Genomic DNA, 23,030 nt, shown 5'->3' with positions numbered 1-23,030 from the left:
GCCATGTCGGAGCAATTGCAACTACTGCAGTCCTTTAAGGTGCAGGGGGGCTGGTTAAAGCGCTATCGCCATTTTTCACCCAGCCTGAATTGCGAGATGGTGTTTGCCATCTATCTACCGCCTCAGGCGGAGACTGAGACTCTGCCGGTACTCTATTGGTTATCAGGGTTAACCTGCACCGATGAGAACTTTATGCAGAAGGCCGGGGCGCAGCGTATTGCGGCGGAGCTGGGGGTGGTGTTGGTGTGTCCGGATACCAGCCCGCGTGGCACCGATTTGCCCGGTGAGCATGACAGCTATGATTTTGGCTCGGGGGCGGGGTTTTACCTCAATGCCACCCAGGCTCCCTGGGGCCGCCACTACCATATGTATGACTATGTGGTTACCGAGTTGCCGGCATTGGTGGAACGGCACTTCCCAGTAACGGACAAGCGTGCCATCAGTGGCCACTCCATGGGGGGGCATGGGGCGTTAGTCTGCGCCCTGCGTAATCCCGGTCGTTATGCTTCGGTGTCGGCCTTCGCGCCTATCTGTCAGCCCAGTCAGTGTGACTGGGGGCGCAAAGCCTTTAGCGGCTACCTGGGAGAGGATGAGCAAAGCTGGGCAGCCTATGATGCCTGTGCCCTGGTACGGCAAGGGGCCTCAAAGCAGCCGCTGCTGGTGGATCAGGGGGAGGCAGATGAGTTCCTGGCGTCGCAATTGCGCCCGCAAGCCTTGCGCCAGGCCTGTGAGGAGGCGGATCACTCCCTGTTATTACGCCTGCATCCTGGCTATGACCACAGCTACTATTTCATCAGCAGTTTTATCGCTGACCACCTGCGCTATCACGCCTATCACCTGGGGCGGCTTGACGAGGCGCCTAGTCTCTGAGCCCATTGATGCCACACAGCAATAAATATTTGTTGTGTGGCGTCAGCTTGCCTCTTCCTATTTTGTCGCGCTCAGCTACATTGAATCTATTAGCGCCACCGATTTGACCTTGATCAAGACGGGGTAGCTGACTCCGCCTTCGGCGGTACCAGTATAAAAAGATACACAATAACAAGAGCCGCCCAGCCCACTGGGCCAACAACGATGCCCTTACCTACTTTCGTTGTTGGGGAGACCGTGACATGACAGATACAAAGCCCAAAGGGGGCGCAACCCAGACTCTGGGGTTCCTCCTGCTCGACCATTTCACCATGATGTCGTTGGCCTCGGCCATCGAACCCTTACGAATGGCGAATCAACTGTCGGGCAAAGAACTTTATCGTTGGCATACCCTCAGCCCGGATGGCGGCTGTATTCGCGCCAGTGATGGTTTGCAGATTACTCCTGATGCTTCCTTCGCCACAGCGATGCAGCATGATGTAGTGATCATCTGTGGTGGCGTGAATATCTTACGCAGCTACACCAAACAACACCTGCAATGGCTGCAGAGCCAGGCCCGTAAAGGGGTAACTCTGGGGGCGATCTGTACCGGTAGCTATGTGCTGGCGGCAGCAGGTTTGCTGGATAACCACGAGTGCAGCATTCATTGGGAGAACATTTCCAGCATGCAGGAAGCCTTTCCCAAGGTGAATGTTACCAATCGCCTGTTCTCCGTTGACCGTGAACGGATGACCTGCACCGGCGGTATTGCTCCGCTGGATATGATGCTTAACTTGATTCAGCGTCAACATGGCCATGCGCTGGCGGCGGGCATCTCGGAAATGTTTATGTATGAACGGGTGCGCAGTGCCACCGATCAACAACGTATTCCGCTGCGCCATATGCTTGGCACCACACAGCCGAAGCTGGTGGAGATCGTGGCTCTGATGGAGGCCAACCTAGAGGAACCGATTGGCCTTGATGAGCTGGCTAACTACGTGCAGGTATCGCGTCGCCAACTGGAGCGGCTATTCCAGAAGTACCTGCATTGTTCACCCTCACGTTACTACCTGCAGCTGCGTCTGAATCGCGCCCGCCAATTGCTGAAGCAAACCTCGCTGTCGATTATCGAAGTGGCCTCAGCCTGTGGTTTCGTCTCGACACCGCATTTTAGTAAGTGCTATCGCGAGTTCTTTGGCGTACCGCCACGGGATGCACGCTATGGCTTGGTGCCCCGTCATGGTGAAGGCTTGGGGGGGCCGGTGCTGGGCGATTATGCGCCGGTGGGGGCGTTGTCTTCCAATGCCATGGTGGCGCTGGCGGATGCCCAGGCGGAGCCAACCTTTGGCTCGGTGCGGGTGCAGTAGTTCGTAATTTGTGGTGGATAATGTTGTTCATACCCAACAGGCCCGAGTGGCCTGTTGGTGTTTTGAGGACAAGGCAGCATCTGGGATTAGGACGTGCCGGACAAATAACGGGGCAGGATGGCGAGAATCTCGTCGATTGCGGGTTCGATCAGGGTGGGTGCGCTGTGATGGGGGGTGATCCATACCCGTGGATGCCGCCACAGGGGATCGGCTTCCGCTAAGGGCTCTTGGGTAAACACATCCAATAAGGCCCCACGCAGCTGGCCGCTATCCAGTAAGCCGATAAGTGCCTGTTGCTCAAGCACCGCCCCGCGGGAGGCGCTGATCAGCGCTGCACCTCGCGGCAGTTGTTGTAAACGTTGGCGGCTCAACAGACCCTCGGTTTGCGCAGTATGGGGCAGCATATTGACCAGGATATCCTGCTGACTGAGAAAATATTCCAACTGCTCCAGCCCATGCAGACAGTGCACCCCCGCCAGTTGCCGAGGAGAGCGGGACCAACCACTAACCTGATAACCCTGTTTGGCTAAATACTCGGCCACCGCTGTGCCTAGATGACCAAGGCCAAGCAACCCGACCCGGGTGTGTTGGCTGTACTGGTAAGGAAGCTCTGTTAGCCAGCGGTTTTGCTGCTGTGCCCGGGCAAAGCGGTCAAACTGACGTTGAAAGTGCAACACGCCATAGTGCACGTATTCACACATCGCGCGCGCCATCCCGGCATCCTGTAGGCGTAAGAGGGGCACCCCTGGTGGTAAGAGTAGATCTTGCTGCAGGTTATGGATGCCGGCCCCCAGGCCGATCACCAGCTTGAGTTGCTTGGCGGCGCGCCAATCCCATTGGCTGGGACGCCAGATCAACAGGGCCTCCAGCGTTTGGATGGGCACCTGCTGGGCATTGACTAATGACCATGAGGGGCAGCGGGCTTGCCATGCCTGTTGCCAGTCCCCTAGATAAAACGTCTGACTATGAAAGCCAATCTGCATACCGCCTCACTCTTTCGAAAAGCGTTGGGCTAAGAACGCCTGAGCTAGACCAACGCTTGGGACAGATTAGTGCTTTTTCCAAGCCCATACTGCTATGTCATGTTAAGCAAGGGCCAACGCTCTTAACGAGCAACCGTTACTTGGCAAAGATCAGGGCATCGTCCTCAAAGTATTTGAACTCCAGCACGTTTGCGGAAGGATCACGAATAAAGAAGGTGCCCTGTTCGCCGACTTGGCCGGCAAAGCGGATTTTGGGCGCTAACAGGAAGGTCTGCTGACATTCCTGCAGGTGGTTGACCAGGGCCAGCCAGCTGTCTTTGCTCAGAATAACGCCAAAATGCGGCACATGAATCTGGTCACCATCGACCGGGTTGGTACCCGCGCTGCCTGCCCGCTCGGGTAGCAGGTGCGCGGTAATCTGATGGCCATAGAGATCAAAATCGATCCAGCGTTCTGCCGTTCGGCCAATTTTGCAACCAAGGCAGTCGACATAGAAGCGTTCAGTGCTGGTTAAGTCGGCTACCGGGAAAGCAAGGTGAAAAGGACGCATGGGGTTAGCTCCACGGGTTGAGTTATTTGCAATTTTTGTCCAGCATAGAGCGGTTTTAAAGCGATTTTTAGGTAAGGTTGTTGAGTAAGACTCAATATTTCGCTGGAGGGGGCGGAGTGCTCCCGCCTGGCATGATTGGCCTCTGGCCAGGATTGGAGAGCCGATGTATCCGCTACCCCCATTAAATGCTTTGCGTACCTTTGAGTGTGCGGCGCGTCATCTGAACTTTACCAAGGCCGCGGAAGAGCTCTGTGTGACGCCGGGTGCGGTGAGTCGAGCCATTAATGGTTTGGAGGAGGCCCTGCAGGTGCCGCTGTTTTCCCAGCAGCGCAGACGATTACAGCTCACGGCGGCAGGGCAGGCCTATCTGCATCATGTGCGCCAGGCATTACAGCGTTTGGCCTTGGGCACGCAGGAGCTGCATCAGCACCGGGGGGAGGGTGGCTTGCTGACGCTGGGGGTGCTGCCCACCCTGGCCAGTCATTGGCTGATTCCACAGTTGCCGGATTTTTATCAGCGCTTTCCCCAGGTGTCGGTGGAGTTGACCAGTGTGCCTTCCGATTTCTCCCAGGGTTTTACCCAACTGGACCTGGAACAGCAGGGGTTGGATATGGCGATCTACATTGGTCAGGGCAACTGGCCGGGGTTGACCGCTGAGGCACTTTTTAATGAACACCTCTGTGTGGTGGCGGCACCGGGCAAGGAGGCCTGGCTGGCGGCATTAGCCGCAGGGCAAATGGATGCTTTGCCACCGCTGTTGCTCCATACCACCCGCCCCCATGTCTGGCATACCTGGTTTAGTCAGCGCGGCCTGGCGCTGCAGACGCCACTCTGGCGTGGTCGATTCGAGCATTACTTTATGGTGATTGAAGCAGCGTGCCAGGGGCTGGGGGTAGCACTGGTACCGCGGGTACTGGTGCAGCAGGCGCTGGCCAGTGGCCGTTTACTCAGTGAAGAGAGCTTGGGGCTGCCCCAGCCCCAAGGGTATTACCTGCTTTATCATGCTGCACGCCGTGATGAACCTAAGCTGGCACTGTTTCGCCACTGGCTGCAGGAGCGGCTCGCCCAGGGCGAATAAGCGCGGCGCGGGCCTGCGCGACCTGCGCACGGCTGTGGCAGCCTAGTGCATGGTCATTAATCAATCCCATCGCCTGCATAAAGGCATAAACCGTGGTGGGGCCAACAAATTGCCAGCCACGGCGTTTGAGCGCCTTGGCCAATTGCTCCGCTGCGGTGGAGGTGCTGCGGCTCTGGGGCGTGGCCTCATCCTCTGCCGGTTCAAAGGACCAGATAAAGGCCGCCAGGGAACCATATTCGGCCACCACCTCTTCGGCCCGGCGGGCATTGTTGATGACCGCCTTGATTTTACCCTGGTGCTGCACGAAAGGATCCTGTGCCAGCCAGGCTTCTACCTCCGCTCTATCCTGGCTTTGTAGCAGCAGGGCACCGCCCTTGGGCTCAACCAGGCTGCCAGCCAGCAGGCACAAACCCTGGTCGAAACCCTGCTGTAGCCACGCCTGGTGGCCTGACAGGTGGTCTTTGGCGGCGGCCGCCTGAGCGGCAAACTTGAGGGTGACGATAAACATTAGTGTTCTCCTTCAGCGCTTGGCTCAGCCGCTTGGCTGAGTTGATCGAGCCAGGCCATCAGCAGCTGCACTTCTTGCTCGATAAAGCCTTGATCATCGAAGGCATTGGCCAGGGTGGCGATTCCTTGGCTACGGGCAAGTAGATGCAAAGCCAGGCTGTCGGCCCGTTGTGGATACCCCAGTTGGCGGAACTGCTGGCTGAGCCAATCTTTAAACAGGGTAAAAAGCTGTGCCGCTTGGGCTTTGTTGAGGTGTTGGAGTTTGGCTAATTCGCTGGTCAGGGTGCCGACCGGACAGCCAAATTGGCGAATCGGCAGTTGGTTATTCAGCAGGATGCGGATAAAGCAGGCGATCCGTTGTTTAGGGCCATGGCCTTCGTCTTGCCAGTGTTCGAGCAGCTGCTGGGTGTGCTGCAGACGGTGTTCGATCACGGCGGTGAGAATGTCGTCTTTGCTTTTGAAGTGGTAGTAAAAATTGCCACGGGAGATTTGCACCTCCTGGGCGATCTGGCTGAAGGAGGTATTGGCATAACCCTGCTGGTAAAACAGCCGATCAGCGGCATTCACAATCTGGGCGCGGGTGTTGTCCATCGCTTGGCTCCTACAGGCTTGATAGCAAAATTAGGATGTCTGTCCTAATGGTGCGGCTAAGTGTAGGATGCCTGTCCTAATTAGGCAAAAAATTCTTGCAGCAGCGAGAGTTGAACCCAGCAGAGGCAGTTACCAGCGGGCTGTCAGCCAAGCTTATCTGCCTGCTGCCAGCCCGCTTTGGCTGGGTTGAGCCTTAGTGACTGGTACCCTCTTTGTAGTGGGTTTTGTTATAGACATTATATTTGCCGGAGGGCTTTACCATTGGCAGGCGCTTTACTTCTTGCAGGGTGTTGGCGTCGTAGACCACCAGAGCACCGTCCATTTCCCAGATGGAGAGCAGGGCATAGCGCCCATCTTTGCTGAACTCCACATGGGCAGCGGTCTGGCCGGGAGCAGGACGCAATGTTTTGACGATTTCCAGGCTCTGTTTGTCGATCACATGCACGGCATCCTTATGTTCACCAAAGAAGACATCCACCCAGGCGTAGCGGCTGTTTTCATGGGAGCGCATAAAAAAGCCGGGGCCATCGGTCTTAATCTGCTTGATCTCCTGCCAGCTTTGCATGTCGATAATACTGACACTGGCCTGCTGCAGATTAGGGGTGGCCAGCACTTTGCGCCCCTGGTAGTCCCAGCTGGTGCCGGAGGCGAGATGGGGGAGGCCTTTCAGGTTGAGGCGGGCCAGCTCCTGGCCGGAGTCGAGATCCAGAACCAAAGTACCGGGGTGCTGAGACTGGCCGGGCAGTGGGCGACTGGAGCCAATCAATAGGCGATAGTCCTGATCAAACAGAAAGTCATCCAGGTAATCGTTAACGGCCAGTCGACGAATGGCCAGGGGGTGCAGCGTGGCTTGCTGTCCCTGCAGTTGGCTGACGCCATGCATAGGTCCCAGATAGGTCAGGGGGTTGGGAGCGGCGTAGTTAAGCTCCCAGACTTCCGCCACATCCTTGAGGGCCACCATGAAACTCTGTCGGTTAGGGGCGGTATAGACCGCACTGACCCGGCTGCTTTGGCCGCGGGCATCCTGCACCTGTTCATACTGAATGGGTTTGAGGGTGGCGGCATCCAGTAACACCAGCGAGTGCGGCAGGTAGTTACCCACCAACACATAACGACCATCGGCAGAGACAGCGAGATTGCGGGTGTTAATGCCAGCGCGAACTTCCGCCACGGTTTTGAGGTTGTAGATGTCGAACTTGCTGATCCAACCATCCCGCGAGGCAAAGTAAACATAGCGCCCGTCGGGGGAGTATTTGGGGCCACCATGGAGGGCAAAGCGGCTCTTGAAACGATGGATAGGTTCAAAGCGATCCCCATCCAACAGGGTGACATGGTGGTCACCCAGCTCGACCACGATAAACAGATTTTGCAGATCGGCCTGAAACAGGGGTTCATCCCCCAAACTACCCGGTGGATAGGGTTGCAGATGGCTGGCGAGGATGTCCTGCAGCCCCCATTTGGGAGGCTGAGGCGGAGGGGTGAGAATCCACTCAGCCAGTGCCTGGATTTGCTCATCGTTGAGGAGTGCGGCAAAGCCGGGCATTTGACTGGCGGGACGTCCCTGGCGAATGACGGCTTCGATCTGTTTGACTTTGATGCGGCCGAGGTTTTCCGGTAACAGTGCCGGGCCCATCGCCCCCAGGCGCTCAGGGTTATGGCAACTGGCGCAGTGCTGCTGATACAGGGCCTGGGTTTCCTGACTGGCTTGTGCGGATAGGCTCAGCGCTAAGCCGAGCAAAACGGCTAAGAGGGTTTTCATCAGCGGGCTTCCTGCAGGTTAAGTGGGGTGAGTGCAGGCAGCCCCAGTTCGGCATCCTGCAGGTAGCAGCCGGGATCCTCCGCCCAGGGATTGCCATACAGTTGTGCTGCCCGCACTCGAGTGTTGCCGTTGCAGATAGCTTGATGTTGGCACTGCTGGCAGCGACCCTGTAAAGGGCGTGGCCGCTGGCGCAGACCCAGGAGTAACGGGTCTTGGCTATGGCGCCAAATCTGTGAGAAGGGGTGTTCGCGCACATTGCCCAGATGGTGGTTCCACCAGAAGGTATCCGGATGCACATTGCCGAGGTTATCAATATTGGCCACATCCTGGCCGGAGGCATTGCCGCCCCAGGCGCAGAGAAAATCGAGTAGGTGTTCAGCCTGGGCGGGGTAGTGTTGCTGTGCCCAGAGATAGAGCAGCACGCCATCGGCATCGTTGTTGCCGGTGACAATCTGGCGTGCGCGGCCCTGCTGCTGATCCTCGACCGCTAAGGCAAAGAGGCGCTCCATCACCTCTCGGGTAGTACGGTGATAAGCATCCGCCCCGCGGTTTTTATTGCCACGGCCTGCATAGTTCAGGTGTGACAGGTAGAACTTGTCGATCTGGTAGCGCTCGCACAGCATCAGTAAGTGATCCAGGGCGGCGGCATTATGCTGGGTCAGGGTAAAGCGCAAGCCCACCTTGATCCCCGCCTGCTGGCACAGCTCCACGCCCCGTAAAGAAGCGGCATAGGCCCCCGGTTGACGGCGAAAGGCATCGTGACTGTTTTCATCACCATCAATGCTGATGCCAACATAGTCAAAGCCGACGCTGGCAATCCGTTGGCTCATGGGTGCATCAATCAGGGTGCCGTTACTGGAGAGGGCGGTATAGAGCCCGAGCTGTTTGGCATAGCTGGCCAGCTCGAAAATATCGCCACGCAGTAGAGGCTCGCCTCCAGACAGGATGACCGCCGGTACCCCCATTCGCTGCAAATCCAGCAGTACGGCCTTGGCCTCTTCAGTGCTGAGTTCGCCTTTAAAGTCAGTGTCATTGGAAAGGGAGTAGCAGTGCTGGCATAGCAGATTGCAGCGACGAATCAGATTCCAGATCACCACCGGGCCCGCCGTAGAGCCTGGGCGGCGTTGGCTACCGGGCTGGAGCAATTCCTGAATAAAGTAGCTTAGGCGAAACATCAGGCGCTCCTGTCCAGGCTGAGTAGGCCTGTGCTGGGGCGCAGGCGCATACCGGTTTTTTTCAGGATACGGGTGGAGTAAAGCAGCTCATGCCCCTGGCAGTAACCCCCGAGCAGGGTGGCAATCTGCTCCGCCAGTTGCTCGACTTCGGCATAGCTGTGGCCATGCAGCATGGCAAAGAGGTTGTAGGGCCAGAGTGGCAGGTGGCGTGGACGCAGATAACAGTGGCTGACAAAACCGAGATGGCCAAGCTGCTCACCCAGGATCAGGGCCTGATCATCATCCACATCCCAGACACTCATGGCATTGGCTTGATAACCCAAGCGGTAATGGTTGGGCACCAGACCGATGCGGCGCAAAATGCCCTGGGCTTTTAGCTGGCTGAGTCGTTGCAGTACCTGGGCTTCATCCATCCCCAGGCGCTCAGCAAGATCGGCATAGGGCGTGGGGGTGAGGGGCAGGCCTGCCTGGGTGAGTTCAATCAGCAGACGATCAAGCTTATCCATGGCGCGCTCCCTGAGTAGAGACGGGCTGGGCCGGAGACAGGAGTTCGGCTTTGGCTTCCAGGTAGAGGCCGACGTAAAACTCTTCCTGTTTGGGGAAGGGGTACACCCTTAATCCGGTGGCCTGTTCAATCAGGGCCAGGGTGGCCTGGGTATGGGCCGGACTTTCGCAGGCGGTGACAAACCACATATTGAGACGATGGGCGCGGGCATAGTTGTGGGCGACTTCCGCGCAGGCATTGACCTGTGCGCTGACTTCCTCAAAGCGCTCCTCGGGGACTTGCAGTGCGCAGAGGGTGAACTCGCCACCCATGGCAGCAATGTCATAGAGCGGGCCAAAACGGCTGAGGATGCCATCGTCGAGCAGACGGCGAATGCGGGCGATGACCTCGGCTTCAGCAATACCCAGGAGCTGCCCTACTTCGGCATAGGGGCGGTGGCAGAGGGGGAAACCCTGCTGGTAGTTGTTGATTAATCTGAGGTCGATCTCATCCAGGGTTGCCATTCTCAGACTCCTTGTTGAGGGTAAGCGGGGGAGCGTTCATCCAGGTAGCGCCCCCCTTGCTGTTTAAAGCAGCGGGTGCTGAATAACACCGCATGGGGGTAATCCAACTTGAGCAGATTAAGCAGGTAAGCAAGGCGGTTGAGTACCTGACTCCGACTCTGGCCATGCAGCATGGTGAAGAGGTTGTAAGGCCACTCGGGCAACTGACGCGGACGCTGATAACACAGGCTGATCTCGGCGCACTGGGCCAGACGGGTAGCCACTTCTTCAACCTGTTGATCGGCAATATCCCATACCACCATGGCGTTTGCCCGGTAGCCCAGCGGACGGTGCTTGATGATCAGCCCGCTACGCCGTATCCAGCCCTGTTGCTGGAGGCAGGCAAGCTCCTGCTCCAGTTCCGTTGACGTGGCACGCCAGCGTTGCAGCCAGGCGGCATAGGGGGAGGGAGTCAGGGGGAGGCCCTGCTGCAGTAGGTGGAGCAAATCGTGCTGGCGTGGCGTTAATTCACTCATAACGGAAACCCCAGGTTTAGGTGATAACCGCGGATCATCGGCAGGTTCAGCATGGGCAGCTGGGTTTGTTGGCGAATCTGCTCCAGGCTTTGCTGCAGTTCCTGCTGGCTGACGGCGGTCAGCACGAACCAGAGGTTATAGCGATGTTCTCGGGCATAGTTGTGGTTGACCCCGGCTACGGAGGATACCAGGGCGGCAATCGCATCCAGACGTTCTGGCGGTACTTGCAGCGCGACCAGGGTACTGGCGCCGAGTTTGCGTGACTCCAGCACGGCGCCGACCCGGCTTAGGGCGCCCAGGGCATCCAGCTGCCGCAGTTCTGCCAATACTTCTGCTTCACTGCAGCCCAGCTCTGCCGCCATTTGCGCGTAGGGGTGGGCGCTACAGGGCAATTGCTGTTGGTAGCGGGCCAGCAACTGCTGCTGACGTGGGCTAAGGGGAGGGGAGTAAGACATAGCTCCCCCTACAGGCCAATTTGATGGGCGCGGGCACTCATAAAAATGCCGCTAGGGGAGGGGAAGTCGAAGCTGGCCAGCAGCTGGTAATCCGCACTGCGATAGACCTGTACCTGATTCGCATCCCGCACAGACAACCACAGCTGCTCACCACGTGGGCTGAATTCCATGTGTAACACGCCAGGCCCAGGTTGCAGCTGTTGCACGACCTGCAGGGTGTCTGCATCAATGACTTGAATCTGGTGATTGTCAGGATGGGCAAAGTTGACCCAAATGTGGCGGCTATCCGGGCTGGCCATCACGAAGACCGGCTGCCCTGCGACGGCAATACGGGCATATTGCTGCCAGCTTTGGCTATCAACCACTAACACCGCGTGTTCGCCAACGGCAGGGACGAAGGCGAGGTTACCGGCAACGGCCCAGCCCTCCAGATGGGGCATCTTATAAACAGGTAGTTTTTGCTGACCCCGACCATAGTGGGGAAGCACTTTGCGGCTGCCGCGCTCCGGATGCCAGAGATCAACAAGGGCTAAGCCATCCTCACCAAACAGGCCCGCCAGGTAATAGCGGCCATCCGGGAAAATCAGCGCGTCATAGGGTTGTTGACCGACTTGGGGAAAGCGCTGGATGTGCACTTGCCCCTGACTGAAGTCAGCAATGCGGATCTCATCACTATCAAACAGGCTATAAACGAAGCGTTGGCCAGGGGCATCCACCAACCCCACGACCTTAGAGGGGCGCCCCTGGTCATCCAGCGCAGGCAAGTCGGCCACCAGCTCCAGGGTGTCGCTGGCAAAAACCTTGACCCCACCTGGTTGATAGTTGGATACCGCAATCAGACGACCATCCTGGGAAATAGCGCCGCCAATGGAGTTACCGCTTTGCATCAGGCGCTTACTGAGGCGTTGCTCGGCCAGGTTGACTTTGGATAATCCGCCATCGCGGCCAAAAATATAAACGAAACGCTGATCACGGGAGAAGACCGCCGAGGCATGGGACAAATCCCCCAGGCCTTGCACCCTGCCGATGACTTGCAAGCGAGTGGTATTCACGAGCAGCAGTTCACCGCTGGCCCGGCCAATCACGACAGCTAAGTCGCCACTGCTGTGCCAGGAGGGGCGAGTTTGGCAGCCGCTTAAGCCTAACAGACCGCCGGTGTAGAGCAGGCCTAGTCCCAGTAAGCTGGCTTGACGCAGAAAATGACGACGGGGCTGATCCATAAAACGTCCTTATCAGGCTAGGGGGCGGAGGGGCCGTGTAACAGACGCGAGGCGAGCCACTCGATGTCCGCCGGGCTAAGCAGCGGACCCCAGGGGGGCATGGCGGTACCCGGTATGCCATCACGAATAATGCGGACCAGGGCCTCAGGGTCTTTGACTCTTAATTGATCAGGTAATAGAGCGGGGCCTAAACCTCCGCGCAGGGTCATGCCATGACAGGAGCCACAGTCCTGCAGGAGTAGGTGCTCCAAGGCTTGTTGACGGGCCAGGGGCAGGGAGTCCGCCAGACTGTGTAGACTCTGTCCGGTCAGTAATAGCCCAAGAATCAAGGGCTTAAGCATAGAACCAGTAACTCTTGGCGAGATGACAAGGGCCATGACATCATAGTCTCCTGATCCGAGGTGTTTCCCATGCTAATGGCCTGAGCGGGCCAGGCGTTGACCCTCGACAAGTTTGCTTGGAATGCCCTGGGGTAACCTGGGCCTGGATTGACTTCCATCACGAGAATGGCAGCAACCACCAGCTTGAAAGGATGAGAGAGACACCATGGCGACTCTGCCCCTGTTTTTTGTAGGAGAGAAGTGTCAGGCGCTGGTAATAGGTGGCGGCCCCCAGGCCGAAGCCAAACTCCGGCCTCTGCTAGAAACCGGCTTTCGGCTAAAGGTGCTCTGCCCTGACTTGAGCCCGGCTACGGCACAACTCTTGGCGGACTACCCTGGAGTCGAGATCGAACAGCGCCACTGGCGCGAGAAGGATCTTGATGGCATTGAGCTGCTGGTGGTGGCGGATGTCACGGATACGGAAGCCGAGCAGCTAGCAGCCTTGGCCCATGCACGCCATTTACCGGTCAATGTGGTGGATCGTCCGGCGCTCTGTACCCTGATGTTTCCGGCGCGGATTCAGCGTGGCCCAGTACAGCTGGCGGTGGGCACCGGAGGGAAGGCAACACTGTTGGCGACGCTGTTGCGGGAGGAGCTGGAACAATGGCTGCCCCTGCGTTTGGGCTGGTTGGCGGAGGCCCTGGGCGATTGCAAAGCGGAGTGGCAAGCCCTGTTACCCAGTGGCGCCCCCCGGCGGGAATGGTTACGGCAGTTGTGGAATGAGGCTCGCCTGGGTCTGCCGGCCACGGCCGAGGAGGTTAAAGACTGGCTGCGCCAGCGCTACCCCAGTAGCCAACAACGTCAGGGAATGGTGGTGCTAGTGGGCGCAGGCCCAGGGGATCCGGAGTTACTGACCCTGAAGGCATTGCGAGCACTGCAGCAGGCAGATGTGATCGTCTATGACCGGCTTGTCTCAGCAGAAGTGATGGCCTTGGCCCGAGCCGATGCACAGCGGGTATATGTCGGCAAAGAGCAGGGATTACACAGCTTGCCTCAGGAGCAAATCAATCAATTGCTGGTGCGAGAGGCTAAGCAAGGACGATTGGTGGTGCGGCTGAAAGGGGGGGATCCCTTTATTTTTGGTCGTGGTGGCGAAGAGATGGAGGAGTTACTGGCGGAGGGGGTCAATTGCTCCATTATCCCCGGTATTACCTCGGCCTCTGGCTGTGCCACCTATGCTGGCATTCCCCTTACCCATCGTGATTATGCCCAGAGTGTGACCCTGGTGACTGGGCACTTGCAAGAAGGGGAGTTGGTGTTGGCCTGGGAAGCGCTGGCCAGACCGCAGCAAACCCTGGTGTTCTACATGGGGCTGACGGCGTTACCAACGATAGCCAGCCAGCTGATGGCCCACGGTTTGCCAGCGGATACACCGGTTGCTTTGGTACAGAAGGGTACCTGGGCGGAGCAGCGAGTATTACTGACTAACCTGGCGAAGGCGGAAGAAGAGTCGAGTGCCCAGGGCTTTAAATCCCCCACGCTGATTATCGTGGGCCAGGTGGTACGCTGTTCACCGCAGTGGCTAGGCTGATCGGGGAACCATCACAGGATCGCCATTAGCTGCGGTCAAAGTCGACATGGCGCAGGGGGAAGTGTCCCTGGCGTCGGTCGGCAAAGTAAAATCGCAAGGCATTGCGGATGGTCGGAAAGGCTAGTTCATTCCAGGGAATTTGTTCTTCACGGAACAGTTCCACCTCCAGGCTCTCTGGTCCGGCGCTGTATTCCGGAGCGCTTAGGTTAGCGAGATAGAGGATTTGCACCTGGTTAATATGAGGAATGCTGGTGAGGGTATAGATTTCCCCTACCTCAACCTTGGCATGGGCCTCTTCCCAGGTTTCTCGTGCAGCGGCCTCGCGCAGGGTTTCGCCATTTTCCATAAAACCGGCGGGCAGAGTCCAATAGCCTAACCGGGGGTGGATGGCACGTTTACAGAGCAGCACCTGATCCTGCCAAACCGGCAAAGTGCCAGCAATAATGCGTGGGTTTTGATAATGGATCGCCCCACAGGCTTCACATAGATAGCGTGGACGATCATCTCCATGGGGAATTTGGAATACCAACGGGTGGGCACACTGGCTGCAGAAATTCATGCCATCTCCTTGACGCTTGGCTTGATTCTACTGGTGCCTGCTCTTTTGGCAAAGACATCTTCTGGTAAACTGAGCCACGAGTACCCATCTTCAGCAATATCAGGTTAATGAATGTTGTCGCCTGGGAGGATGGCTTGCTCTGAAGAGGCAAAGTGCATGCTGCAGTTGATTGAATACCGTATTCGTGAATTCCAACCCCGCCAGATGGGGGCCGGCAAACCTCAGGCTGGGGTGCTGATTGCGCTGACGGAACACCGAACCGATCCTCACATGATTCTGACCAAGCGTGCCCAAGGGTTATCAACTCATGGCGGTGAAATTGCCTTTCCTGGCGGTAAGCGCGATCCAGAAGATAGCAGTATTGAGGCAACGGCACTGCGTGAGGCGGAGGAGGAAATCGGTTTAGCGCCCAGTCAGGTGAGGGTGTTAGGGCGTAGTGGTCAGGTGATTTCCCGCTGGGGCTTACAGGTGACGCCTGTCGTAGGGATTATTCCGGATAATCTGCATTTTCGGATTAACAAAGGTGAGCTGGAGTCAGTCTTTCGGGTGCCGCTGAGCTTTTTCTTGGAGGATAGGCGCAGTCGTACCGATATTATTAATTTACGCGGGCTCGAGGCGCATATTCCCTGTTGGCATTATGAGGGCTATGAAATCTGGGGCTTAACTGCCTACATGATCGCCGAATTTCTGACTATTAGCATGCAGGCAGATTTTGCTTTGCATCCGCCGAAGTAAAGTTTTTATGGTGTTAAGCGGAGGCTTCCGCGTCCGCGTTGCTTTTGGGGGTGTCTAGCACCCCTAAGCTTTTAATCTTCTCTTCTAAGATGCTGGCTGAAAAGGGTTTAACGATGTACTCATTTACGCCTGCCTTGATAGCTTCCGTGACCAAGTCCTTGGTAGCCAAACCCGTAAGCATAATAAATTTGGTTTTTTTCAGGTCTTTGTCTTTGCGAATGGCTTTGAGCAATTCCAGACCTGAGAGTTTGGGCATATCCCAATCACAGATGACCAAATCAACAGGGTTATTTTGCAGATATTTTAGGGCCTGATCGCCATCTTCAGCCTCAGCGACATGATCAAACCCCAGGTTTTTTAGTACCGAGCGCTCTATGACCCGGATGGAGGGAGTATCATCCACTACGAGAACGCGTTTGCCAGCCATGGTTATCCCTATGCTATTAGCGGAAAATGGTGTCCTCAGTGAGCCTTGTCAGGGTACTGAGGAGCGTATTTTGCTCAACATCGTGTCGCCTATTCAGCTTAGATTCAGCTGGGCCGTGGAGTCTAGCGTCTTTGCCTAAAGTTACAGAAAGCTTGGTGAGATGGCGTCACAACCTTAGTTGCTCTATGGGGGCGCCAATCCTGGGTGACAATATGGGATTGGGGTTGTGGTTGCATGTGTTATTACATAACATTTTAGGTCGAGTGGAGACTGTCTATGAAGATGAACCTCGGGCTGATCGGTGCCCTGTTGACTGGCCTGTTGGGCCAGCAAGTGCAGGCGCATCCTCATGTGTTTATCGATTATCAAGTGAAGTGGGGCGTCGCCTCTGAACAGTTGCGTGAGGTTGAGGTGGACTGGGTGCTGGATCCTTTTACCAGCACCAATGTTATTAGTCAGTTCGACTTAAATGCTGATGGCATGATCGACTCAAGCGAGCAGGCTGAGGTCGAAACCTTTATCAAAGAAGTCTTCGCAGAAGGGCAATATTTCTTACAGCTGTATCAGGGAGATAAGCCCGTAGCGTTGGCTAACCTGGCCTTGGCAGGACTCAAGCCCAGCATGGAGGGGGTCAGCTTTACCTTACTGATTGAGCCTGCCGAGGCGATAGCGCTTGATCAGTTACGTTTAGCTTTCTGGGATCCGGAAAACTATTTCGATTTTGCTCCTGCTCCTGAGCGCGCCTGGACATGGCGTGGCGAGGCAGGCAATTGCCAAGTTAAACAAATTGCGCCGATGGATGCGCTGGATAAAAGCTGGGAGCTGGCCAATTGGATGCAGGTGGCCTGTGGCAAAGCCAGTTGAGCCAGATCAGATGAGGGTAGGGTGAAAGTGAAAGGCGTTGCACTGTTGGTGGGAATGCTGGCGATGCCGGCGTGGGCATCCGATGTGGCTGGCACAACGGGGTTAGCCTGGTGGGATAGTTGGATGCTGTGGTTGCAGCAAACCCAAGCGCAATATCACCGTGAATTAGTGGGCGCGGCACGTCAGTTGGCACGGGGTGGAGAGGGCAGCCTGTTATGGGGACTGGCCTTTATGTACGGCGTTTTTCATGCTGCCGGACCTGGTCATGGTAAAGCGGTGATTGCCAGTTATTTGCTAGCAGAGCCGAGTCGGCTGCGGCAAGGTGTCAGCCTGGCCTTTATTTCGGCCTTGGCTCAGGCACTCACGGCCATTCTGTTGGTGGGCCTGGTTGCCGGCCTGCTAAAAGGAGCGGCGAAGGTCACGCAGTATACTCAGTTGCTGGAGCAGGCCAGCTATCTGGCTATTGCGGTGATGGGCTTGTGGTTGGGCTGGCGGGTATGGCGGGGACATCAGTGTCAACATGACCACTCAGGTTTAGCTCATCATCATGGTGAAGGCGCTGCCCATACGCACTCTGAGGTCGCTGAGGCTCAACCGCGCTTTGCTCTTTTAGCGGACGGAGGTCATGCTCATAGCTGTGCCCATACTCCACATGTCCATGGCCCAGGCTGTCATCACCACAGCCACCTTTCCCCTCCTGTGGTGCAACCCGCACCAGCGCAGCAAGGTTGGAGTGCCCAGCACAGTGGGATGATTGCCAGCATTGGCTTGCGTCCTTGCAGTGGCGCTATTCTGCTGTTGGTGTTTGCCCTGGCTCAGGGAATTTTTTGGCAAGGGGTCGTCGGCGTAGTGATTATGGCGTTCGGCACTGCTTTGACCGTTGCGTCTTTAGCCATTTTGACCGTGGTAGCGCGGGATTTTAGCCATTGGCTAGCGGCGCGCCAGGGGGGGCAGGTATCACTGTGGTGGGGGCGTGTGCTCGGTACGTTGGCCGCTGCTACGTTAGTGTTTCTTGCCTTGAGTCTGTTTATCAGCAGCCTCAGTGCACCGGCATTGCTGCGCTAAGGATGGGTCAGGCTGGTGGCCCGGCACCGGGTCCCAGCCATGGTGGCGGCTAAAAGGATGGCAACGGGCTAAACGTTTAACCGCTAACCAGCTTCCGCGAAGCGCACCATGTTGCTCCAGTGCTTCTAAAGCGTAGGCTGAGCAGCTGGGAGTAAAGCGGCAGTTGCTGCCCAGTAAAGGACTAATAAACCATTGGTAGCCCCGGATTAATCCGCGCAGGAGCGCTTTTATCATCATCTCACCCTAGGTTGGTGGGCTAGTCACGAGTATGTTACTCGTCATTCACACGTCTCGTTGCCACGGGACTTGCCCTAAATTGTCCCGTTAATAGCAGGTGAAGGCTAGTGCAGTTCCACGCCAAAATTCCCGTTCATATTATCAGTGGTGTGTTAGGTGCCGGTAAAACCTCTGCTTTGCGCCAGGTGTTAAGCCAACGTCCTGCACAGGAGCGCTGGGCCGTTTTGATTAACGAGTTTGGTGAGTTAGGGTTGGATGCTGCTTTATTGGATGAAGATGATGCAGCGGTGGCAGAGTTGGCGGGAGGCTGCATGTGCTGCGCCCTTGGGCCAGCATTGAGTGTGACCCTGACCCGCCTGATCCGTCAGTATCGTCCCCAGCGAATATTGATTGAACCCAGTGGGCTTGGCCACTTATCCGGCTTGTTGGAGGCGCTACATAAAGCGCCCTTGGCGAATTACCTAGAGGTCTACCCTCCGATTTGGCTGGTGACGCCGGCACAGTTGTTAAGCCCTCGCTGGCAACAGCATCCCCTGTGGCAATCTATGCTTGAGTTAAGCGGTTGGGTGATGCTGAATGCCACTGACTTGGCCACGGAGTTCCATTGGCTTGCCTGGCGCAAATTACAGCAGGAATGCTTTCCTCCCAAGCTAGGTTGGGCCAGCGGTGAGCAAGGGCAGTTCCCGTTGCAGTGGTTGCACCCTAGCCAAGAGGATTTACAGGGCTGGCGTTGGACACCGTTGATCGGCGCAGAGCAGTCGTTGGAGCAAGATGCTGTTGAACTGCCGATGGCCGTCAGCGAAGAAGGGGTCTACCAGCGCCAACACCCCTGGGGAGTCAGCCTGGGATGGTTGTGGCCGGCATCAACCTGCTTTGATTGGGCACCGTTGCTCGCTTGGTTGCAGGAGCAACCGGTATTACGAATTAAAGCAGTGGTGCATAGCAATCAAGGTTGGCGCAGTTACAACCGGGGGGAGTCTGGTTGTACAATAGCCAACAGCGCTTATCGGCGTGACTCTCGTATCGAAATAATTCATTCCGCGCCCTTGGATGCCGCTTTGCTATCGGCTCAACTTGAGGCGTTTAAAACAGGCTAATGACGTGACAGTGGCACACTTTTGGTATTTTGGTTACGGCTCCTTGGTCAATGGCGATACCCGCCCGCGTGATACCCTGGCCTCTCCCTATCGTTTGCAAGGTTGGAAGCGGCAGTGGCGTCACCGTATCATGCTGGCGCAAGGTGGACACTGTGCTTTGACCGTAGCCCCCTGTGCGACAACCAGCATTACCGGCGTGCTCGTGCAGTCTCCATTGGTTCATTTATCTGCCCTGGATGAGCGAGAGTTAGGCTATAACCGTATTGAGCTGCCCTGTGCGAGCAGTAATCTTGGTGAGCCGGCGTATATTTACCAATCACAGACGGATTATTTTGACTGGGCGGATGAGCGCCACCCTATTCTGCAAAGTTATGTAGATGTGGTGGTGTGTGGCTATTTGAATACCTTTGGTAAAGAAGCGGCGATCGACTTTATCCGTACCACTGAAGGTTGGCATTGTCCGGTACTTAATGACCGCGCTGCACCACGCTATCCGCGTGCTATTCAGTTTAAGCCTGGGCAGCAGGCGCAAGTCGATCAACTGTTGCAAGAGTATGCGGGTTATGACCCAGCCCGTCCGCCCCAGTAAAGGGGCAGTCAGGCGAGTAGGTTTTATTTGGCCGTACGCTTCAATGTGGCTTTTAAGGCAGCAAAGCGCTGCTGTTTCTCATCCGCTGTCTTTGGTGCTGGAGCCAGCTCATCTCCCTGCCAATTCAATTTAGGTTCGTGCTGGCGCGGTGTGTCAGTACTGGGGGTCTGCTTGGGCGCGAGAGCAGCGATCTGTTGTTGCTCTTGCTCGGTCCACTCCACTTCATAGAGCGCACTACTGAGTAATGCCAGGACAGCTTGAGCTTGTTCCAGTTCATCAGGAATTAGTTGTTGGCTGAGGAGTTTTTTCTCAACGGCCATGGCGGCTTTGGCGACTTTGACCGGGTCAGGACGAGGGCCAAGGGAATCTAGCCAACTTTGCGCATCTTCGGGGGTCAGTGCCATTTGTCTGAATACTCATCGGCAAAGGGTGGGGCGGGCATCATAGCAAAGCCCGCTGACCTGCCCAAGCCACCCGAGTAGTTAACGATTAGGGCCAGGGAAGGACTCCAATACATCCCGCAGATTTTGTAACTGGATGGGCTTACTAATAAAGCCGTTCATCCCCGCACGCTGACAATCCTGTTGGTGCTGATTTAGGGTATGAGCGGTGAGCGCGTATACCGGTGTGCGCAGATTGAGATCCCCTAATAAGCCAGAGCGTAGGCGTTCGGTGATTTGGATGCCATCGTAATAAGGCATCTCAATGTCCATGAGCACCAAGTCATAGGGAGTGCGCTTGAGAGCTTGAATCGCTTCTTCGCCATCGCCGGCGGTATCGGCCTGCTGGCCTAGCAGCTCTAGCATTTTGAGCGCTACCTTGCGATTGACCAGGTTATCCTCCGCCAACAAGATGCGCAGAGGCCGATCCAATTTGGCTTTGCCGGTTGTGGTGATGCTTTCCTGGGGCGCATCACAAGGCGGGTAGGGAATCCAGAAACTGAAAGTAGTCCCCTGCCCCAGCTCGCTTTCAACGCTAATCTCACCTCCCATTAAGTTCACCAAGCGCTTACAGATCGTGAGGCCTAAACCTGATCCACCATACTGACGAGTGGTGGACTGGTCGGCTTGGGTAAAGGCTTCAAAAATATGCTCCAATTTGTCCGGAGCAATGCCAATGCCGGTGTCGATAACGGAAAAGCGTAAACGATCCTCAAGTTCCGGCGTGCGCTCCAGTTGCACTAGCACTTGAATACTGCCCTGATTGGTGAATTTCACTGCATTACCAAGCAGGTTTACCAGAATTTGTTGCAAACGGGTGGGATCGCCGAGTATCCAGTTGCTGATGCTGGCTGCACGATTCCAGCTAAGTTCAAGGGGTTTGTCATTTACCAGCGGCGACAGTCCACGCACTAATCGATCTAGCAGGGCATCCAGTGCTAGCGGCTGGGAATCCAGAGTGAGTTTGCCAGCTTCAATACGGGAAAGGTCCAACACATCGTTGATTAAGTGGAGTAAGTGTCGTGATGCATCTTGAATGGTGCGTAGGTTCTCACTGAGCTCGGTATCTGCAGGCAGAGAGGCAAGGCTGAGCTCGGTCATGCCGAGAATAGCGTTCATCGGCGTACGAATTTCATGGCTCATGGTGGCGAGGAATTCGCTCTTGGCTTTATCCGCTGACTCTGCTTCTTGTTTGGCGTTGATCAGTTCGCGTTCGGTTTGGCGACGTTGGCCGATTTCCGACTTCAGGCGGCGGTTCCAGTACAGCATGGTCATAATCAGGAGCACTGTGGCGATGACTAGAATGCTGAGCCAGCGCCAAAACTCTTCCCAGCTGATACCAGAGTTATTGGTAATCCACTCTTGCCGGATGGCGTTGTGGTCATACTCCGTCAAAGAGGTGAGGTAGTAGTTAATCAGTGCGTTGAGTTGTGGTGTGGCTGAGGATGTGGCAAAGGCGAGACGTAGTGGTGTGGTGACGTTCAGTTCCAGGATACGCAAACGGGCATTGCCACTGGTGTTCTTGGCATACAGTGCCTCAGCCTCATTCAGTAACAGGTTGTCGACTTCCCCTTGCTCTAGGGCATTGATGGCATTGCCAAGGATGCTGAAAGGCACCAGGGTTTTATCGTATCCGAGGGCACCGTATAGGTGGCGAATAATTGGGCGGTTGCTGATATAGCCAATGCTTGAGTTGGGGTCATCCGGTAACAGCTTACCGTTATTGAGAAATACCCAGGAGTAGGGCAACGGCTGTGAGGCTAGAATCATCGAGTTATTGAGGGAGGAGGTGGGGATACCCGGTACGACATCCACCTCATTGCGCTCTAAAGCCTGGATTGCTTCATCCCAGCTTTGATAGGGAAGGTAGGTCAACTCCAAGCGATAGGCTTCACTCAAGCTATTGAGATAAGCAGGTAAGATGCCTTTAGGGTTATGCAAACTGCCAGTCATCAGGGGGGGCCAGTTTAGTGCAGCGATACGCAGGCTATTATGCCGTCCCAGCCAGTCTTGTTCCTCAAGTGTGAGGGAAGCGGGGGCCTGATGGCGGTTGTACATTTGCAGATCGCTGTTGGTGACCCAGCGCTGCTCAATGGCCAAGCGCTCTTGCGCAGAAATCTGTTTGAAGCCTTCGTTGATGCGTTTGAGTAGGTCAGTGTTGCCTTTTTTGACAGCGGCATAGAGTTGCCGGGCAAAGAGCGGCTGGCGCTGGCGTTCAACTTTATTTAGCAGACCCTGGGTGAGAAGTTTGTGTTGAATGATGGCGGTTTCGCCAACAAAGGCATCAACTTCTTGGCGCAGCAGCGCATCAATCAAAGCCTCCATGCTGGTATAGGACAGCTGGCGAATTTGCGGGTGGTATTCACTGAGGTATTCGGAGGCATAGCTATTGAGCATAACGCCTACGTAGCGATTATTGAGGGCGGTGGGAGGGCTGACTTTACCCGGTAAAAACCACAGGCTTGCTTCAACCTCATAAAAAGGGCTGCTGAAGTCCAGCCACTCTTGTCTTCCCGCAGTGATGTAGATGGCGGCATGAACATCGACCTCACCTGCCCGCATGGTTTCCAGCGTTTTGGGCCAGGGTTTGGGTTGGATCTTGATAGGGATACCGGTTTTTTCTGACCAAAGAGCCCATAGATCATTGATCAGCCCGCTCGAGTCTCCGTAGCTGTCTACCATGGTTAAGGGGGCATAGGAGTCTACAGTGGTGAGTACCAACGGGTGATTGGCCTGATGCTCTGCCCAGCTGATCAAAGGCAGCAACCACAATAGTAGTGAGAGCCAGCGTTTACCCAAGAGTGATTCCTTTTATTGACTTTCACCTAGCGGTGCAGGGGCATTGCAGGTGCTGAAGTATCCATAAACTGAGCCTGTCCAAGTTTAGCAGGACAAAGCGTACAACAAACGTTAGTGGCTGAATGGCGATAATTTAATAGCGCCAACAATGCGCAAAAACAGGTAATTTTTTGTCGCACAAGGCATCTATACAGCCCAACGCAGTAAATGCCAACCGCTCAGGTTGATGGGGTTATAGCTTAAAAGGCGT

General features: G+C 56.0%; 26 protein-coding genes. 9 read left to right on the top strand and 17 right to left on the bottom strand.

The genetic code is table 11. The features are described 5' to 3' along the window. Positions 1–3: 3 nt before the first annotated feature. Together fghA and gbdR are read left to right on the top strand one after the other, a co-directional pair. A complete protein-coding gene (gene fghA, locus Q334_RS0114780; protein ID WP_027313890.1) occupies positions 4–870 on the top strand; it encodes an S-formylglutathione hydrolase in 867 nt (288 codons plus the stop codon). Between the two features lie 242 nt (positions 871–1,112). Next, a complete protein-coding gene (gene gbdR / locus Q334_RS0114775; RefSeq protein ID WP_027313889.1) occupies positions 1,113–2,216 on the top strand; it encodes a choline metabolism transcriptional regulator GbdR in 1,104 nt (367 codons plus the stop codon). Positions 2,217–2,302: 86 nt separating this feature from the next. Here gbdR and Q334_RS0114770 read toward each other — a convergent pair whose 3' ends face one another. Next, positions 2,303–3,199, bottom strand: a complete 897-nt coding sequence (locus tag Q334_RS0114770) for an NAD(P)-dependent oxidoreductase (protein ID WP_035461664.1) — start codon at positions 3,197–3,199, stop codon at positions 2,303–2,305. 136 nt (positions 3,200–3,335) lie between these two features. Next, positions 3,336–3,749, bottom strand: a complete 414-nt coding sequence (locus tag Q334_RS0114765; RefSeq protein WP_027313887.1) for a VOC family protein — start codon at positions 3,747–3,749, stop codon at positions 3,336–3,338. Positions 3,750–3,912: 163 nt separating this feature from the next. Between Q334_RS0114765 and Q334_RS0114760 the strand changes: the two genes are divergently transcribed. After that, positions 3,913–4,827, top strand: a complete 915-nt coding sequence (locus tag Q334_RS0114760; RefSeq protein WP_027313886.1) for a LysR substrate-binding domain-containing protein — start codon at positions 3,913–3,915, stop codon at positions 4,825–4,827. Here the strand turns inward: Q334_RS0114760 and Q334_RS19340 are convergent. The 10 genes from Q334_RS19340 to Q334_RS0114705 all read right to left on the bottom strand — a co-directional run bounded on the left by Q334_RS19340 (position 4,772) and on the right by Q334_RS0114705 (position 12,398). Beyond that, on the bottom strand, positions 4,772–5,335 hold the full coding sequence (locus tag Q334_RS19340; RefSeq protein WP_027313885.1) for a DNA-3-methyladenine glycosylase I: 564 nt from the start codon (positions 5,333–5,335) through the stop codon (positions 4,772–4,774). The two genes, Q334_RS0114760 and Q334_RS19340, sit on opposite strands and share 56 nt — an antisense overlap. Next, the gene (locus Q334_RS0114750) at positions 5,335–5,925 is read right to left on the bottom strand and encodes a TetR/AcrR family transcriptional regulator (protein ID WP_027313884.1); all 591 of its coding nucleotides are present in this window, start codon (positions 5,923–5,925) and stop codon (positions 5,335–5,337) included. The genes Q334_RS19340 and Q334_RS0114750 overlap by 1 nt, the downstream gene beginning before the upstream one ends. Before the next feature lie 193 nt (positions 5,926–6,118). Then, positions 6,119–7,684, bottom strand: coding sequence for a nitrite reductase (locus Q334_RS0114740; protein WP_027313883.1), 1,566 nt, complete (start codon positions 7,682–7,684; stop codon positions 6,119–6,121). Next, complete coding sequence (gene nirJ / locus Q334_RS0114735; protein WP_027313882.1) at positions 7,684–8,859, bottom strand: heme d1 biosynthesis radical SAM protein NirJ; 1,176 nt, start codon at positions 8,857–8,859, stop codon at positions 7,684–7,686. The genes Q334_RS0114740 and nirJ overlap by 1 nt, the downstream gene beginning before the upstream one ends. Beyond that, positions 8,859–9,365 (bottom strand): siroheme decarboxylase subunit beta, encoded by a 507-nt coding sequence (ahbB, locus tag Q334_RS0114730; RefSeq protein WP_027313881.1) that lies wholly within the window; start codon positions 9,363–9,365, stop codon positions 8,859–8,861. Before ahbB (Q334_RS0114730) ends, nirJ begins: the two co-directional genes overlap by 1 nt. Further along, positions 9,358–9,867, bottom strand: coding sequence for an Lrp/AsnC family transcriptional regulator (locus Q334_RS19335; RefSeq protein WP_051527838.1), 510 nt, complete (start codon positions 9,865–9,867; stop codon positions 9,358–9,360). The genes ahbB (Q334_RS0114730) and Q334_RS19335 overlap by 8 nt, the downstream gene beginning before the upstream one ends. Before the next feature lie 2 nt (positions 9,868–9,869). After that, the gene (ahbB, locus tag Q334_RS19330) at positions 9,870–10,382 is read right to left on the bottom strand and encodes a siroheme decarboxylase subunit beta (protein WP_051527837.1); all 513 of its coding nucleotides are present in this window, start codon (positions 10,380–10,382) and stop codon (positions 9,870–9,872) included. Then, complete coding sequence (locus tag Q334_RS0114715) at positions 10,379–10,837, bottom strand: Lrp/AsnC family transcriptional regulator (protein WP_027313880.1); 459 nt, start codon at positions 10,835–10,837, stop codon at positions 10,379–10,381. Before Q334_RS0114715 ends, ahbB (Q334_RS19330) begins: the two co-directional genes overlap by 4 nt. 8 nt (positions 10,838–10,845) lie before the next feature. Next, entirely contained in the window at positions 10,846–12,057 is a 1,212-nt protein-coding gene (locus Q334_RS0114710) for a cytochrome D1 domain-containing protein (RefSeq protein WP_051527836.1), read from the bottom strand. 17 nt (positions 12,058–12,074) lie between these two features. Continuing rightward, complete coding sequence (locus Q334_RS0114705; RefSeq protein ID WP_027313878.1) at positions 12,075–12,398, bottom strand: c-type cytochrome; 324 nt, start codon at positions 12,396–12,398, stop codon at positions 12,075–12,077. 205 nt (positions 12,399–12,603) lie between these two features. On the opposite strand from Q334_RS0114705, the gene cysG reads away from it, so the two are divergent. Then, entirely contained in the window at positions 12,604–13,968 is a 1,365-nt protein-coding gene (gene cysG, locus Q334_RS0114700; protein WP_027313877.1) for a siroheme synthase CysG, read from the top strand. A 25-nt stretch (positions 13,969–13,993) separates the two neighbouring features. Here the strand turns inward: cysG and Q334_RS0114695 are convergent, their stop codons facing one another. Next, positions 13,994–14,527, bottom strand: coding sequence for an NUDIX hydrolase (locus Q334_RS0114695; protein ID WP_027313876.1), 534 nt, complete (start codon positions 14,525–14,527; stop codon positions 13,994–13,996). Between the two features lie 156 nt (positions 14,528–14,683). On the opposite strand from Q334_RS0114695, the gene Q334_RS0114690 reads away from it, so the two are divergent. Continuing rightward, positions 14,684–15,262, top strand: a complete 579-nt coding sequence (locus Q334_RS0114690) for a CoA pyrophosphatase (RefSeq protein WP_027313875.1) — start codon at positions 14,684–14,686, stop codon at positions 15,260–15,262. Positions 15,263–15,275: 13 nt separating this feature from the next. Here Q334_RS0114690 and Q334_RS19325 read toward each other — a convergent pair whose 3' ends face one another. Then, on the bottom strand, positions 15,276–15,689 hold the full coding sequence (locus tag Q334_RS19325) for a response regulator (protein WP_051527835.1): 414 nt from the start codon (positions 15,687–15,689) through the stop codon (positions 15,276–15,278). A gap of 276 nt (positions 15,690–15,965) precedes the next feature. On the opposite strand from Q334_RS19325, the gene Q334_RS0114675 reads away from it, so the two are divergent. Both Q334_RS0114675 and Q334_RS19320 read left to right on the top strand, forming a co-directional pair. Further along, the gene (locus Q334_RS0114675) at positions 15,966–16,553 is read left to right on the top strand and encodes a DUF1007 family protein (RefSeq protein ID WP_027313874.1); all 588 of its coding nucleotides are present in this window, start codon (positions 15,966–15,968) and stop codon (positions 16,551–16,553) included. 21 nt (positions 16,554–16,574) lie between these two features. Next, positions 16,575–17,618, top strand: coding sequence for a nickel/cobalt transporter (locus Q334_RS19320; protein ID WP_051527834.1), 1,044 nt, complete (start codon positions 16,575–16,577; stop codon positions 17,616–17,618). On the opposite strand, the gene yidD is transcribed toward Q334_RS19320, so the two are convergent. Next, a complete protein-coding gene (yidD, locus tag Q334_RS20345) occupies positions 17,556–17,852 on the bottom strand; it encodes a membrane protein insertion efficiency factor YidD (RefSeq protein WP_081414475.1) in 297 nt (98 codons plus the stop codon). The genes Q334_RS19320 and yidD overlap by 63 nt on opposite strands. A 110-nt stretch (positions 17,853–17,962) precedes the next feature. Here yidD and Q334_RS0114665 point away from each other — a divergent pair, with 110 nt between their 5' ends. Further along, complete coding sequence (locus Q334_RS0114665; protein ID WP_027313873.1) at positions 17,963–18,952, top strand: CobW family GTP-binding protein; 990 nt, start codon at positions 17,963–17,965, stop codon at positions 18,950–18,952. Between the two features lie 4 nt (positions 18,953–18,956). Next, on the top strand, positions 18,957–19,541 hold the full coding sequence (locus Q334_RS19315) for a gamma-glutamylcyclotransferase family protein (protein WP_155889006.1): 585 nt from the start codon (positions 18,957–18,959) through the stop codon (positions 19,539–19,541). A gap of 23 nt (positions 19,542–19,564) precedes the next feature. On the opposite strand, the gene Q334_RS0114655 is transcribed toward Q334_RS19315, so the two are convergent. Together Q334_RS0114655 and Q334_RS20130 are read right to left on the bottom strand one after the other, a co-directional pair. After that, the gene (locus Q334_RS0114655; protein ID WP_027313872.1) at positions 19,565–19,945 is read right to left on the bottom strand and encodes a hypothetical protein; all 381 of its coding nucleotides are present in this window, start codon (positions 19,943–19,945) and stop codon (positions 19,565–19,567) included. Between the two features lie 78 nt (positions 19,946–20,023). Continuing rightward, complete coding sequence (locus tag Q334_RS20130) at positions 20,024–22,780, bottom strand: ATP-binding protein (RefSeq protein ID WP_051527832.1); 2,757 nt, start codon at positions 22,778–22,780, stop codon at positions 20,024–20,026. Between the last annotated feature and the right edge of the window lie 250 nt (positions 22,781–23,030).

Source organism: Balneatrix alpica DSM 16621, assembly GCF_000619885.1.
Lineage (GTDB): Bacteria > Pseudomonadota > Gammaproteobacteria > Pseudomonadales > Balneatricaceae > Balneatrix > Balneatrix alpica.
This window is presented reverse-complemented; position numbering and strand designations above follow the sequence as displayed.

Bases quoted from the DNA above. Each gene is read 5' to 3' on its own strand.
- Q334_RS0114770 (WP_035461664.1), bottom strand. From the start codon at position 3,199: ATGCAGATTGGCTTTCATAGTCAGACGTTTTATCTAGGGGACTGGCAA.
- Q334_RS0114760 (WP_027313886.1), top strand. From the start codon at position 3,913: ATGTATCCGCTACCCCCATTAAATGCTTTGCGTACCTTTGAGTGTGCG.
- gbdR (WP_027313889.1), top strand. From the start codon at position 1,113: ATGACAGATACAAAGCCCAAAGGGGGCGCAACCCAGACTCTGGGGTTC.
- ahbB (WP_027313881.1), bottom strand. From the start codon at position 9,365: ATGGATAAGCTTGATCGTCTGCTGATTGAACTCACCCAGGCAGGCCTG.
- Q334_RS19340 (WP_027313885.1), bottom strand. From the start codon at position 5,335: ATGTTTATCGTCACCCTCAAGTTTGCCGCTCAGGCGGCCGCCGCCAAA.
- Q334_RS0114715 (WP_027313880.1), bottom strand. From the start codon at position 10,837: ATGTCTTACTCCCCTCCCCTTAGCCCACGTCAGCAGCAGTTGCTGGCC.
- Q334_RS0114750 (WP_027313884.1), bottom strand. From the start codon at position 5,925: ATGGACAACACCCGCGCCCAGATTGTGAATGCCGCTGATCGGCTGTTT.
- Q334_RS0114740 (WP_027313883.1), bottom strand. From the start codon at position 7,684: ATGAAAACCCTCTTAGCCGTTTTGCTCGGCTTAGCGCTGAGCCTATCC.
- Q334_RS0114765 (WP_027313887.1), bottom strand. From the start codon at position 3,749: ATGCGTCCTTTTCACCTTGCTTTCCCGGTAGCCGACTTAACCAGCACT.
- cysG (WP_027313877.1), top strand. From the start codon at position 12,604: ATGGCGACTCTGCCCCTGTTTTTTGTAGGAGAGAAGTGTCAGGCGCTG.
- Q334_RS19335 (WP_051527838.1), bottom strand. From the start codon at position 9,867: ATGGCAACCCTGGATGAGATCGACCTCAGATTAATCAACAACTACCAG.
- Q334_RS0114655 (WP_027313872.1), bottom strand. From the start codon at position 19,945: ATGGCACTGACCCCCGAAGATGCGCAAAGTTGGCTAGATTCCCTTGGC.
- Q334_RS0114710 (WP_051527836.1), bottom strand. From the start codon at position 12,057: ATGGATCAGCCCCGTCGTCATTTTCTGCGTCAAGCCAGCTTACTGGGA.
- Q334_RS0114695 (WP_027313876.1), bottom strand. From the start codon at position 14,527: ATGAATTTCTGCAGCCAGTGTGCCCACCCGTTGGTATTCCAAATTCCC.
- Q334_RS19325 (WP_051527835.1), bottom strand. From the start codon at position 15,689: ATGGCTGGCAAACGCGTTCTCGTAGTGGATGATACTCCCTCCATCCGG.
- Q334_RS0114705 (WP_027313878.1), bottom strand. From the start codon at position 12,398: ATGCTTAAGCCCTTGATTCTTGGGCTATTACTGACCGGACAGAGTCTA.
- yidD (WP_081414475.1), bottom strand. From the start codon at position 17,852: ATGATAAAAGCGCTCCTGCGCGGATTAATCCGGGGCTACCAATGGTTT.
- ahbB (WP_051527837.1), bottom strand. From the start codon at position 10,382: ATGAGTGAATTAACGCCACGCCAGCACGATTTGCTCCACCTACTGCAG.
- fghA (WP_027313890.1), top strand. From the start codon at position 4: ATGTCGGAGCAATTGCAACTACTGCAGTCCTTTAAGGTGCAGGGGGGC.
- nirJ (WP_027313882.1), bottom strand. From the start codon at position 8,859: ATGTTTCGCCTAAGCTACTTTATTCAGGAATTGCTCCAGCCCGGTAGC.
- Q334_RS0114675 (WP_027313874.1), top strand. From the start codon at position 15,966: ATGAAGATGAACCTCGGGCTGATCGGTGCCCTGTTGACTGGCCTGTTG.
- Q334_RS0114690 (WP_027313875.1), top strand. From the start codon at position 14,684: ATGCTGCAGTTGATTGAATACCGTATTCGTGAATTCCAACCCCGCCAG.